The sequence below is a fragment of the Ectopseudomonas khazarica genome (assembly GCF_017915135.1).
Lineage (GTDB): Bacteria > Pseudomonadota > Gammaproteobacteria > Pseudomonadales > Pseudomonadaceae > Aquipseudomonas > Aquipseudomonas khazarica.
This window is the reverse complement of record NZ_CP068551.1, coordinates 3,479,419-3,491,504: the sequence shown is the minus strand read 5'-3', so window position 1 is coordinate 3,491,504 and position 12,086 is coordinate 3,479,419. Positions and strand designations below refer to the sequence as shown.

Annotated in this window: 11 protein-coding genes, 1 tRNA gene and 1 pseudogene; 9 read left to right on the top strand and 4 right to left on the bottom strand. The window is 62.8% G+C overall.

The window, feature by feature from the left end:
* Positions 1 to 2: 2 nt before the first annotated feature.
* From JLK41_RS16515 to JLK41_RS16495, 6 genes and pseudogenes are all read left to right on the top strand, one after another.
* Positions 3 to 77, top strand: a tRNA-Arg gene (locus JLK41_RS16515).
* Positions 78 to 425: 348 nt separating this feature from the next.
* On the top strand, positions 426 to 848 hold the full coding sequence (locus tag JLK41_RS16510; protein ID WP_280527652.1) for a SidA/IucD/PvdA family monooxygenase: 423 nt from the start codon (positions 426 to 428) through the stop codon (positions 846 to 848).
* A 103-nt stretch (positions 849 to 951) separates the two neighbouring features.
* On the top strand, positions 952 to 2,151 hold the full coding sequence (locus tag JLK41_RS16505) for a YbfB/YjiJ family MFS transporter (protein ID WP_210389385.1): 1,200 nt from the start codon (positions 952 to 954) through the stop codon (positions 2,149 to 2,151).
* Positions 2,117 to 2,497 (top strand): annotated as a pseudogene (locus JLK41_RS25585) (GNAT family N-acetyltransferase); the annotation flags it as partial. The gene JLK41_RS16505 and the pseudogene JLK41_RS25585, both read left to right, overlap by 35 nt.
* Before the next feature lie 7 nt (positions 2,498 to 2,504).
* Entirely contained in the window at positions 2,505 to 2,762 is a 258-nt protein-coding gene (locus JLK41_RS25395) for an SRPBCC family protein (protein ID WP_280527651.1), read from the top strand.
* Positions 2,763 to 2,864: 102 nt separating this feature from the next.
* A complete protein-coding gene (locus tag JLK41_RS16495; protein ID WP_210389383.1) occupies positions 2,865 to 5,051 on the top strand; it encodes a TonB-dependent siderophore receptor in 2,187 nt (728 codons plus the stop codon).
* 39 nt (positions 5,052 to 5,090) lie between these two features.
* Here the strand turns inward: JLK41_RS16495 and JLK41_RS16490 are convergent, their stop codons facing one another.
* From JLK41_RS16490 to JLK41_RS16475, 4 genes are all read right to left on the bottom strand, one after another.
* Entirely contained in the window at positions 5,091 to 5,957 is an 867-nt protein-coding gene (locus JLK41_RS16490; RefSeq protein WP_037055669.1) for an ABC transporter substrate-binding protein, read from the bottom strand.
* Entirely contained in the window at positions 5,954 to 7,957 is a 2,004-nt protein-coding gene (fhuB, locus tag JLK41_RS16485) for a Fe(3+)-hydroxamate ABC transporter permease FhuB (protein ID WP_244976435.1), read from the bottom strand. Before fhuB ends, JLK41_RS16490 begins: the two co-directional genes overlap by 4 nt.
* 54 nt (positions 7,958 to 8,011) lie before the next feature.
* Positions 8,012 to 8,761, bottom strand: a complete 750-nt coding sequence (locus tag JLK41_RS16480) for a siderophore ferric iron reductase (protein ID WP_210389382.1) — start codon at positions 8,759 to 8,761, stop codon at positions 8,012 to 8,014.
* 488 nt (positions 8,762 to 9,249) lie between these two features.
* A complete protein-coding gene (locus JLK41_RS16475) occupies positions 9,250 to 9,786 on the bottom strand; it encodes an RNA polymerase factor sigma-70 (protein ID WP_051800647.1) in 537 nt (178 codons plus the stop codon).
* A gap of 317 nt (positions 9,787 to 10,103) precedes the next feature.
* On the opposite strand from JLK41_RS16475, the gene JLK41_RS16470 reads away from it, so the two are divergent.
* Genes JLK41_RS16470 through JLK41_RS16460 form a run of 3 tightly spaced genes read left to right on the top strand, consistent with a single transcriptional unit; the run spans position 10,104 to position 12,040 of the window.
* Positions 10,104 to 10,322 carry an MbtH family protein gene (locus JLK41_RS16470; RefSeq protein WP_210389381.1) on the top strand — a complete coding sequence of 73 codons (219 nt, stop codon included), beginning with the start codon at positions 10,104 to 10,106 and terminating at the stop codon, positions 10,320 to 10,322.
* The gene (locus JLK41_RS16465) at positions 10,322 to 11,056 is read left to right on the top strand and encodes a thioesterase II family protein (protein ID WP_371923175.1); all 735 of its coding nucleotides are present in this window, start codon (positions 10,322 to 10,324) and stop codon (positions 11,054 to 11,056) included. Before JLK41_RS16470 ends, JLK41_RS16465 begins: the two co-directional genes overlap by 1 nt.
* A gap of 12 nt (positions 11,057 to 11,068) precedes the next feature.
* Positions 11,069 to 12,040, top strand: a complete 972-nt coding sequence (locus JLK41_RS16460; RefSeq protein ID WP_210389380.1) for a TauD/TfdA family dioxygenase — start codon at positions 11,069 to 11,071, stop codon at positions 12,038 to 12,040.
* The last annotated feature ends 46 nt before the right edge of the window (positions 12,041 to 12,086 follow it).

Genomic DNA, 12,086 nt, shown 5'->3' with positions numbered 1-12,086 from the left:
GTGTCCCCTTAGTTCAACGGATAGAATAAGCCCCTCCTAAGGGCTAGATGCTGGTTCGATTCCAGCAGGGGACGCCATCTTCTTTTTCGCCGATCTGGCGTGCTTCTCCTCCTTAGTTCCCTGATTCTGCATGAGCGACCTTCGCTCGCCATGCCGTCCAGTCGCCTCGCTGTATCCCTCTCTTCGTTGTCGCTTCGCAGATCCAGAGCATGCTGTCTCTGGATGCCTCGCTGCGTCTTCTTTCTGGTCGGCAAGGGCTCTAGAGCGCACCTTCTGCACCCCGCTTGGCTGTCCCGGTCCCGGTTTGTCAGTCCTGTGCTAAAGCGTCCGTCCCGATATGAATATTTATTCTTATGCGCTATTGCAAATCATTATCACTGGGCTCTAGTATCGGCCCACTTTCATCCGGACTGATGAGGCGCAACGTGACCACGGAACTGCCCTACGACTTCATTGCAATAGGCATCGGGCCTTTCAATCCCGGGCTGGCATGCCTTGCGGAGCCTCTGGGAACCCGCAGCCTTTTCCTCGACAGGAAGGCCGAATTCAGCTGGCACCCCGGCATGCTGCTGGACGGCACCACGCTACAGAATCCCTTCCTTGCCGATCTGGTCTCGATGGCCGATCCCACCAGTCGTTTCAGCTACCTCAACTACTGCAAGCAGCAAGGCCGCTTGTACAACTATTACATCCGCGAGAACTGGTACCTGTCGCGTCAGGAATTCGATCGTTACTGCAAATGGGCGGCGGCGCAGCTCGACAACCTGCGCTATCAGCACGAAGTGCAGGAGGTCCGGTACGACGACTTGCTGCCTGGCTACGTGCTGGCCAGTTGCTCAACGAGCTGACCGGGCGCGATGACTGTCCCTGTGAAGCACGCACCACCTACCAGAACTTTCAGCCGCCAGCCGCCAGCGGTTTCGTTGCGCTCGGGCTGGGGAGCGCCTCTGCATGAATCTGCGTACCACCATTCTGATCATGTCGGGCTTCGGCGTGATCAGCGATTCGATTCTGATCGCGTTCTACCCGCAATTCTTCGAGACCCGTTACGGCGTGACCAGCCCGGTGCATGTGGGCGCCTACATCGCCGCTATCTCGATTGCGGTGATGTGCATGTTGCCCGTCTGGGCGCGTGTCGCCAGGCGTATCGAGACCATGCACCTGCTGTTCTACACCCAGGGAGTGGCTGCGCTGTTCTGCCTGGCTTCGATCTGGGCGCCGAGCGTCGAGAGCTACTGGCTGCTCAGTCTGATGATGTTCATGACCAAGGCCAGTTACCTGCTGATGTTCCCCTACCTGATGCGCCTGGAGGCGACAGAGAATCACAGCCTGGTGATCGGTCTGCTGTCGGTGGTCATCCACATCGGCGCGATCTTCGGTGCGGCTGTCGGCGGCATGGCGCTGGAGCATTACGGGCCCAGCTTCTGCATCGCCCTGATGGCGGCTGGTGACCTGGCGCAGATGGCCCTGTGCCTGTACCTGATCCGCAGCGGGAAAGTGGTCAGGGTGCTCAGTCGCGAGGAGAAGACCGGCCAGGCACCGGTGCCGCGGCGTAGCCCGCAGGCGCTGTCGGCGCTGCTCAAGCTGTGCCTGCTGATGTTTCTCTTCGACTTCAGCGCCTATCTGGTACGGCCTTTCTTCACCCTGTATTGGGAGGCACGTACGGGGCTGCACGAGCCTCTGCTGACCGGCCTGGTGTTCGCTATCCCCGGCATCGTCGCCTTGCTCGCGCTGCTGCTCAAGCATCTGCTCGCGCAGCCACCGCGCTGGGTCGATCACACCCTGTTCAATCTGCTGCTCGGGGCATCGGGCCTGGCGCTGCAGGCCAGCGAGTCGCTGGAGCTGATCATCGTGGGTCGCTGCCTGTACGGGTGGGCGCTGTATCAGGTGATCGTCAAGCTCGAGGTCACTCTGTTCAAGGTCAGTACGCCGGACGCGTATGCCCGCGATTTCGGCGTCACCAACTTCTTCCAGAACCTTGGCGTGCTGCTGTCCTCGTTCGGCGCCGGGTTCCTGGTCAACCTGGTCGGTATTCCGCTGACCTTCGTCATCGCTGCGGCAGGCCTGCTGCTCACGGCGATCATCGACCGCGGCTGGTTCGGCGTCGATCGCCGGCATGCCGCTCAGGGAGAACTCTGCCATGCCAACTGAGGCCACAGTGTTGCGCCATCCGCGTGCATCGCTAGACCCGCAATTCAGCCTGCGCCCGTTGCGTCTCGACGAGGATGTCGCGGTGATCCACCCCTGGTACCAGATGGACTACGCCCATTACTGGAACATGCAGGACATGACCCTGGAGGCGACCCGCGACTTCTACGCCGATGCCATGGGGAGCGGCCACATGCGTGCCTTCATGGGCTGCTATCGAGGTGCGCCAGCGTTCGTCATGGAGTGCTACGACCCCCGGTACGACCTGCTCGGTGAGCTCTATGCGGTGCAGCCTGGCGACCTCGGCATGCACTTTTTCGTCGGCCCGAGCAAGGAGCCGATTCGCCACTTCACCCGTGACGTGCTGCGCGCGGTGGCAGGCACTCTGCGAGAACAACCGCGAGCTGGTCGAGGCGCACCGCGCGGCCTACATGGAGACTGCCATCGAGGACGACGAGATCGCCGAGCGCACCGATGCCGGCCGGCGGGCGCTCTATCAACGCGGTATCGATGACAGTGGCCCGTACCAGATACCGCTGGAGGAGGGCATGCAGCACTTCCATGGCTGGTATCGCCAGGTGATGGGGCAGGCCTTGGCTGCCCAGCACCGTTGAGACACGCAGATCGGAGCGGCATGGAGGTTATTGCGATGAACTGAAGTCCCCTTGCGCTGTGCCCACGCTTTATCCAACTCAATCAAGAAAAAGTGTCTGCCCATGAAAACGATGTATCACTCAGAACACCGGGTGCGCCTGCGCGCCACCTGCAGTCCCCGCGTACTGGCCATGGCGCTGTGCGTGTTGCCGTTGGCCTGGCCGGTGGTGGCCGCCGAAGTCGATGAGGATGGCGATGCGCTGGTGTTGCAGCCCATCAGCGTCACCGGCGTCAACCGGGCGCCGCCGGTCGTCACCGAACAGAGCGACTCCTACACCCTGGGGAGCAGTGGTACGGCGACCAAGCTCGATCTGACGCCGCGGCAGACGCCGCAGACCATCACCAGCGTGAATCGTCAGCAACTCGACGACTTCAAGCTCGGCAACGCCAACGATGCCTTGCAGGCGGCGGGCATCGGTGTACAGCGCGTGGAGACCGACCGCACCTACTTCACCGCGCGTGGCCTGGACGTGAACAACTTCCAGATCGACGGCATCGGCGTACCTTTCTCCTCTGAAGAGCAGATGGGTGACATCGATACCTTCCTCTACGACCGCATCGAGATTCTCAAGGGCGCCAATGGCCTGACCTCCAACCCCGGCAATCCGTCCGCGACGATCAACTTCGTACGCAAGCGACCGACCCGTGAGACCCAGGCGCAGCTGGGCTTCAGCTATGGCTCCTGGCAGACGCGGCGCCTCGAGGCCGACGTGTCCGGCTCCCTCAACGACAGCGGTACACTGCGTGGGCGCGCTATCTTCGCCGGGCAGGAGGGCAATTCCTACCTGGACCGTTACCAGCCGAGCAAGACGCTGTTCTCCGGCATCCTGGAGGCCGATCTGACCGACAGCAGCACCGCGACCATCGGCTACTCCAAGCAGCGCAACCGACCGGAAGGGATCATGTGGAGCGCGTTGTCGCTGTACTACACCAATGGTTCCAAGGTGCACTACGACCGCTCGCACAACACTGCGCCGGACTGGAGCTACTGGGACACCGATGACGAGCAGACCTTCGCCGAACTGAAGACTGACTGGGGCGGTGGCTGGCAAACCCAGGTGACGCTCAACTACCGCGAGATCGGTTCCGACGCCGAAATGCTCATGGCTGGCGGTGTGCCGGATGCCACCACCGGGCTTGGCCTGTACACCTATGGGTCGAAGTTCGATCGTACCGAGCGTCAGCTGCTGGGAGACGCGTCGGTGAAGGGGCCGTTCGAGCTGTTCGGTCGGACCCATGAAGTGGTCCTGGGCAGCAACTGGTCGCGTACCCGTGCGCACTGGACATCCAGTGACGATGCCATCGTCCAGTCGCTGCCACCGGTGTGGGACTACGACGGCGACTACCCGCGTCCGGATTTCGCCAACGTCACCAGCTGGGCCGACTACACCGTCTACCGCCGCAGCTACTACGTGGCCGGGCATTTCTCGCTGAGCGACCAGCTGAAGCTGATCACCGGCGTCAACCACACCAACCTCAAGAGCAGCGGTGAGCGCGTCGGTGAAGGCCATCAGTACGACAAGAACAAGTCGACGCCCTATGTCGGCCTGACGTACGACCTCAACGACAACTACTCGCTGTACACCAGCTACACCGAGATCTTCAGTCCGCAGTACCAGGTCGATCGAAACCATGCCTTGCTCGAGCCGATCGAAGGCAACAGCATCGAGGGCGGGATCAAGGGTGAGTGGTTCGACCGTCGTCTCAATGCCAGCTTCGCGCTGTTCCGCACCAAGCAGGACAACACCCCCGAGTACGCCGGCTTCGATGCGGCGGAGGGCTTCTCCTACTATCAGGGCGTGGACACCAAGGTCGAAGGCTTTGAAATGACCGTGGCGGGGCAACTGACACCGGGCTGGGAGGCCAGTGCGGGCCTGACGCATCTGTTCTCCCTGCGCGATGGCGATGGCAGCAGCACGCGCACCTTCATTCCGCAGAACACCCTCTACCTCGCGACCACCTATCGGGTACCGCAGGTGCAGGGATTGAAGGTGGGGGGCAGCGTCAACTGGCAGAGCGAGATCTTCCGCGAGCAGGGCACTTCGACGACCGGCGAGACCATCGTCAGCCGTCAGGGCTCCTACGCGGTGGTCAATGCACTGGCGAGCTATGACATCGACCCGCACTTCAACGTATCGCTCAACGTCAACAACCTGTTCGACCGCAAGTACCTGACCAGCCTGTACTGGGCGCAGTCGTACTACGCACCGTCGCGCAATGCGACCCTGAGCCTGACCTGGAAGTACTGAGTCCCTCCACCAGCCCCGCCTGAACCCAGGCGGGGCTTTCTATTCAGCCGGCAGCTTCAGCAGCGCTTCGCTGATGGCTTGCGCCAGGTACTGCACGCTGAACACGCCGCCGTGAGTCCAGGTCGCGCGCATGCTGGTCAGGCGCTGCTGGCGCACGAATGGCATGGCCTGCCACAGCCGTGTGGTGAACAGACGCTCGTGCTGGGCGAAGGGTTCGATGTAGATCACCACGCCATCCTCGATGCTGCCGAGCTGGGTAACCGGCGCCTGGGTACTGCCCCAGCGGCTGACCGGTACCGCTTGCGCAGGCTGCAGGCCGAGCAGGGTCATGGCGTGCTGCGGTAGTGAATTGGGACCGAAGATGTACACCTGGGTCGCTGACGCGAAGCGGATCAGGGTGACCTTGGGCAGTTCGCCCGCAAAGTGAACGAGCAACTGCTGGCGCAAGGCGTCGATGCGCTGTTGCATCTGGCGCAGGCGCCGGTTTGCCAGGTCGCTGCGTTGCAGGCGTGCGGCCAGATCCAGATAGTTGCTGCGCTGCAGCTCCAGGTTGTCCTGTTTCTGGGTGAAGTCACCATAGCTCAGCACCGGCGCGATGCGCTCGAGGGGCGCGCGTATGTCTTCCAGCAACGGGGTGATCAGGATCAGCTCGGGGCGCAGCTGCGCCAGCCGTTCCAGATTCGGCTCGGTGCGACTGCCGGCGTTGACCACGTCGGCTGGCAGCGTCGGGCGTACCACCCAATCACGATAATCCGGAGCATCGGCCACCGTCAGCGGGGTGATACCCAGCTGCAGCAGGTGCTCGGCAGGTTCCCAGCTCAGTGCGGCAATACGCGGCTCGCCCGACAGGGCCAGTGGCGAGCAGGCGAGCAGGGGCAGGCACAGCAACAGGGTACGGCGCTTCATGACAGGCGTCTGTGCAGCAGAAGAAGGATGAAGTAGCTGCCGCAGAGTATCGATGCAACGATGCCCAGCGGGATCTGCAGCGGGAATATCAGGTTGCGGCCGATGGCATCGGCCAGCAGCATCAGCAGGCCACCAAGCAACGCGGCGAGCGGCAGTTGTTGCTGAACGCGCCGCGCACCGAGGGTCGCCGCCATGTGTGGTGCGAGCAGGCCAAGAAAACTCACCGGGCCGACGAGGCTGGTCACCAGGGCGCAGAGCAGGGCCACCAGCAACAGCAGCGCCAGGCGCGTTGCCGGCACATCCAAGCCGCGCCCGTGAGCGATGCCGTCTCCCGCCGTGAGCAGGTCCAGCGCGCGCTGCCAGAACAGGCTGAGACCGATCAGCAGGCTTACGCCGACCCCCAGCACGCAGGCTTGCAGCGCGCTGACGCGGTAGGTCGAGCCCGCCAGCCAGCCGAGCAGCGCCAGGGAGTCCGACGACCCCTGGCTGAGTGCCAGTTGCAGCGCAGTGTTGAGCAGGGCCGCGAGCGCCATGCCGACCAGCACCATCAATCCTGGCGAGTACTGCTGTTTGCGCCCCAGCAGCACCAGCGTCGCCAGGACCAGCAGGCAGCCGATGAATGCGGCAATCGGCGCAAGCAGCCAGAACAGCGCCTGCCCGAACAGCAGCAGGCTGATCATCACCACCAGCGCTGCGCCGGCGCTCAGGCCAAGAATGTCCGGGCTGGCCAGCGGGTTGTGCAACAGGCGCTGCAGCAACACGCCGGCGACGGCTAGGCCTGTGCCGGCGGCTGCCGCACTGAGCAAGCGCGGCCAGCGTAGCGACCACAGCACGTCCGATGGCCAGGCCAGCTGCCAGCCCTGAGGTTCAAGCTGCAGGCACAGGCCAAGCAGTGCAGTGAGTGCCGTGGCCGATGCCAGCAGCCACCAGGTACGACCGCTGCAGCGCTCGCGGCCCCGCGGCAGGTCCAGCGACTGCCTGGTTTCCGCAGCGCGCTGCTGCCGGGACAGCCAGAGCAGGGCCGGCGCGCCGACCAGCGCGGCAACCGCGCCTGTCGGTATCCGCTCGCCCAGCCAGCGGCTGAGCAGCAGCGCCATGGCGTCGCTGGCCAGTAGCACCAGCATGCCCAGCAAGGCGCTGTAGAGCAGCTCGTCGCGGGCCGTGCGTGCGCCGCACAGATGCGCCAGATTGGGAGCCAGCAGACCGATGAAGCCGATCAGGCCGACTGCGGTGATGGCTGCGGAAGTCATCCACAGTGAGGCGAGAAACAGCGTCAGTAGCGCTGGCCACAGATTCAGTCCGCGCCCCTGGGCGGCAGTGCCGCCCAGCTTGAGCAGGGTCAGCGCGCGCGGCGCCAGCCAGAGCAGCAACAGCCCCGGCAGCAGTTTGGGCCAGAGCCAGCTGACCCAGGACCAGTCGATCTGCCCCAGGTCGCCCGCGCCCCAGATGAACAGGCCGCGTGTCTGCTGCTGGTTGAGTATCAGCACGGCAATGGCCAGCGCACCGAGCAGCAGGTTCATGGCCATGCCCGCGAGTATCACCGGCAGGCCGGCGATGCCATCACGTCCGGCAATCAGCAGGACCAGCCCCACGCTCAGCAGCGCCCCGGCCAGTGCAGCCCAGTGACCTTGCACGGCAGCGAAGGCGGGGAAGGCCAGGCTGACGACCAGCAGCCCGAGCCAGGCGCCGGACGCGGCACCCAGGGTCATGGGGGATACGAGGCGGTTCTGCGTCAGTTGCTGCAACAGGCTGCCGGACAGCCCCAGGGCCGCGCCCACCAGCAACGCCATGACCATGCGCGGCAGGCTGGCCAGGTGAAATTGCAAGGCGGTGAAGCTGTCGCCTTCGGGGAAGTTCAGCGTCCAGTGATCGAGGCTGAGATTGAGGTGCAGCAGGGCAATGAGCAACAGTCCGAGGAGCGTCAGAGCGTAGCGACAAGCATCCGCCTTCAGCGGCCGGCAATCGTCGACCGGGTACTGTGCGCTGTCGACTTCAGCCAAATCGGGGCGCTCTGTTGTCACGAAGAGGGGCGTGGGCCGAGCAGCGTGCGAGCATCAGCAGACCAGCTCTTCGCGAAAACGCTGCAGGCGCTCGGCGGGTTTCAGTCTTGGACAGCCTGCACAGGGCTCGCCATCGGCGCGACGAAAGTGTTGGCAGCAGGCGTTGCGCCCCAGTGCCAGGCACTGGCGACCGTCGTCCAGGCTGACTTCGATCAGCGGGCTCTTGCCTGACAGTCCCAGCGCTTGCAGCCACTGTTCTTCCAGCTCGCGCAGCTGTGCATTGCCCAGGTTCTGGTGGCGTTGCAGCAGAAGCAGTGCCGCGCGGGCGCAGTCGGCGATCAGCAGGCGGGCCAGCTTGGGGTAGATGGTGGAGACGCTGTTGAACTCCTCGAGCTGATGTTCCAGCAGGTTCATCAGTCGTTCAGCTGCGTTCTCGACCAGTTTCCGGTCGCCTGTGCACAGCGCGCAATCAGGCGGAAGGTTGAAACCACCGACGAAGCCCTGCTGGATCGACTGCCCCATTCGCTTCAGGCAGGGCACGCGGCGCTCCAGGTGAGCGGCCAGCAGGCTGAGGTAGATGGGTTGCCAGATCAGCAGGGTCCAGCAGCGGGTGGACCAGTAGTGCCGCCCGGCCTCGGGGTGGGCATGCTGCCAGTAGTCATGCAGCGCGGCGATGCGCTCCTGATTGCCCTGGCCTCCGCACAGGAGCTGGTCGCTGCGCACGGGAGCCACGTTACCGTTCAAGCCTGGCAGGCAGAGGGCGACGGACTTGAGCAGGGCGTCGAGGTCGGTGGCAGGGTGCATGGCGATCGAATCCGGAAGCTTCGCGAATGGAGCGCGTCGGCAGAAGCGGCCGGAATAATTTAGCAGTCAAATACGAGTGATACAAATTATCATTTGAGTGTTTGGTGTGCGTCACGCACAAATAATGCCCTCGCCAGGTGGGCCTTGAGGCCTGGGCGTACGGGCATTGGCGTTCAGAACACCACGTGTTCCGCCTTCCTCGCAGTTGTGTTTCATGGCTGCAAGCCCCGAAGTTTCTGGCGTTAGGTCAGAGCGGAACACCGGAAGCGTCAAGAACATCAGAATTTCCATGAGTAGGTTCGTCACGTCTCCAGCAGCCCTCTGGGGGTAGGTGCTGCGGGCTGGAAAGTCGGGATACGTTTGGGGGTATGCAATGAGTATCGAAATACTCAAGGCCAGTTATCACGAGGCCTTGATTGGCTATGCTCGATTCTGGCAGGGCCATCTGCCAGTCCCCAACAGGCGCGTCGGTTATCTTCCCCTTCCTTTCAGCGTGCCTTGCTTTCGATGCGCTTGAGCGCTTGCCGGCAGTGCAGCAGTGCATCACGCACCATGAAATTCACCAGGGTCGGTGAGACCCCCAGTTCCTTGGCAATGTCGTTCTGCGTCCGTCCGTGCAGTTTGTACATCTCGAAGGCGTAGCGAGTGCGCTCGGGCATCTGCGCCAAGGCCGAGGAGAGCATCTCCAAGGTCTCTCGACTCTCGTGGCTGGTCTCTGGTGAGGCTCCAGGGGCAGCGATATACAGGCCTTCTTCCTCGCTGCCGGCATAGCGTTTCTCCAGAGCCTGGCGGCGATAGAGGTCGATCGCCAGGTTACGCACCACGCGTAACAGGTAACTGCTCTGCGACTGGATGTTAGGGACCATGCTCGCGGCGCTGAGCTTGATATAGGCGTCGTGCACCACATCTTCGGCGTGGCTACGGCAGCCGAGGATGCGTGCCGCAGCGTTGATGAAGGTCTGCCTGCGGGTGACGAACAGGTCGTGCAGGGCCATATGCTGCTGGGGGGGGAGCGTCTTGGGCATGAGATGTTTCCTATGCGGCCAGAGCGTGATGGGCGTCCACATGGGGGAGATCTGACGCGAATCCATTGCGCGGGTCTTTCGCCCTGCCTGGCGGTTCCTGCGCCGGTATCGAGGTGGCCAAATCTAATGTAGTTGATAATTATTATCAAATCATACGTGGCCTCTGACTCGATCAAAAATCAAAACGTTCAGTCGGATGAGAATGCTTTCTCAAGTGGTGCGCATGATAATTAATCTCATGAGTTAATCCTAATTATTCGCTCCTCTCCTTCGTCTTCATCGGAAAGCCGCCCAACCCGGGCGAGAAGGAGGCAGAGATGGCATTCGATCGCGACGACGCGACATTCAAGGTTCTCGTCAATCACGAGCTGCAGTATTCCCTGTGGCCGGACGACAAGGCGGTGCCCGCTGGCTGGCGTGAGACGGAGCAGCGAGGCAGCAAGGCGGAGTGTCTGGACTACGTTGAGCGGGAGTGGGTCGACATGCGTCCACTGAGCTTGCGTCAGGTGATGAGCGGCGAGACTGTGGAGCGGTGATGATGCCTGGCCGCCTGCACCTGTATTGCCTGCCGTATTCCGGTGCCAGCGCGATGGCCTATGCGCGTTGGCGTCGTTCATTGCCGGCTTCGGTCGAGGTGTTGCCGCTGGAGTTGCCAGGGCGTGGTCGGCGTTTCAATGAGCCATTGCAGACCGATATGTACGCGCTGGCCAAGCAGCTTGCGGCCGAGTTGAGCGAGTCGCTCAAGCAGCCCTACGCCCTGTTTGGTCACAGTCTCGGTGGCCTGCTGGCTTTCGAATTGGCCCATGCGCTGCGCCAGCTCGGCATGCCTGCCCCGCAGGCGCTGTTCGCTTCGGCGGCGTCGGCGCCGTCGCGCCGTGAGAGCCACCTCGAACTGGCGCAAGAGCAGAGCGATGAGCAGCTGCTACTGCGCCTGCGGTCCCTGGGGGGAACGCCAGCAGCCGTATTTGACGATGCGGAGATGCTCAGCCTGACCCTGCCGGTGTTGCGCGCCGATTTTCTGCTGTGTGGCCGTTATCGCTACTACCGCCGTGCGCGGCTCGGTTGCCCGATCCATGTACTTGGCGGCAAGGCGGATCGCGTATCGATGGATGCGCTGGCGGCCTGGCAGGACGAAACCGCCGATGACTTCTCTCTGGAGATGTTCGAGGGCGATCATTTTTTCATCAACGCCTGCGAACAGCAGTTGCTCGAATACATGTTCGGCAAGCTGCGTGAGAGTGGGCGGGATCTCCGGGCTATCGAGGCCTGAGAGGAGCATGCGATGACTTTCTTCTCCATAAAGCCTTTGCCTGAGTCGCGTGAGGGTTTACCGCTGCTGGTGCAGGCTGAGGACGGAATCGACCTGCTGGCGAGCCAGCAGGAGCTGCGCGAGCTGATCGATCAACACCTTGAACGCTGTGGTGGAGTGCTATTGCGCGGTTTTGCGGTGGGCGAAGCCGAGCGTTTTCGTGCGTTCGCCGCCGCATTCGGCGACCCGCTGTTGAACTACGAATTCGGCTCCACGCCGCGCAGTAACGTGACCGCTGGCGTCTACACCTCTACCGAGTATCCGCCGCATCAACATATTCCGCTGCACAACGAGCAGGCCTACACCCGCGAGTGGCCGATGCGTATCTGGTTCTACTGCATGCAGGCCGCGCAGAGTGGAGGGGAGACGCCCATCGCAGATAGTCGGGTGGTCTACCGTCAGGTCGGTGAGACGATTCGCCGACGCTTCAGCGAGCGTGGGCTGATGTACGTGCGTAACTACGGCAATGGTCTGGACGTTGCCTGGGAACAGGTGTTCAACAGCAGTGATCGTGCGGTGGTCGAGGCCTACTGCCGGGCTCACCAGATCGAATGCGAATGGAAGGAGGACGGTGAACTGCGCACTAGCCAGCTGTGTCAGGCCGTGGCCCGTCATCCACGCACGGGTGACTGGGTGTGGTTCAACCAAGCGCATCTGTTCCACGTCTCCAACCTGCCCGTCGAGGTGCGCGAAAGCCTGCTGGAAATCGTCGACGAAGAGGACCTGCCGCGCAATGTCTATTACGGCGATGGCAGCCCGATCGAGGAGTCCCTGCTCGATGACATCCGCGGCGTATTGGCCGAAGCGACGGTCAGCTTTCCTTGGTGCAGCGGCGACGTGCTGATGCTCGACAACATGCTGACTGCTCATGCGCGCACGCCTTTCAGTGGCCCGCGCAAGGTCATTGTGGCCATGGCGCAAGGCCATGGCCTGGATCTGCTCTGAGCACCCGAATATTCCATTTCACACGGCGGGTGCAGTGCACCCATCG

Bases quoted from the DNA above. Each gene is read 5' to 3' on its own strand.
- JLK41_RS16505 (WP_210389385.1), top strand. From the start codon at position 952: ATGAATCTGCGTACCACCATTCTGATCATGTCGGGCTTCGGCGTGATC.
- JLK41_RS16495 (WP_210389383.1), top strand. From the start codon at position 2,865: ATGAAAACGATGTATCACTCAGAACACCGGGTGCGCCTGCGCGCCACC.
- JLK41_RS16490 (WP_037055669.1), bottom strand. From the start codon at position 5,957: ATGAAGCGCCGTACCCTGTTGCTGTGCCTGCCCCTGCTCGCCTGCTCG.
- JLK41_RS16460 (WP_210389380.1), top strand. From the start codon at position 11,069: ATGACTTTCTTCTCCATAAAGCCTTTGCCTGAGTCGCGTGAGGGTTTA.
- JLK41_RS16465 (WP_371923175.1), top strand. From the start codon at position 10,322: ATGATGCCTGGCCGCCTGCACCTGTATTGCCTGCCGTATTCCGGTGCC.
- JLK41_RS16470 (WP_210389381.1), top strand. From the start codon at position 10,104: ATGGCATTCGATCGCGACGACGCGACATTCAAGGTTCTCGTCAATCAC.
- JLK41_RS16475 (WP_051800647.1), bottom strand. From the start codon at position 9,786: ATGCCCAAGACGCTCCCCCCCCAGCAGCATATGGCCCTGCACGACCTG.
- JLK41_RS16480 (WP_210389382.1), bottom strand. From the start codon at position 8,761: ATGCACCCTGCCACCGACCTCGACGCCCTGCTCAAGTCCGTCGCCCTC.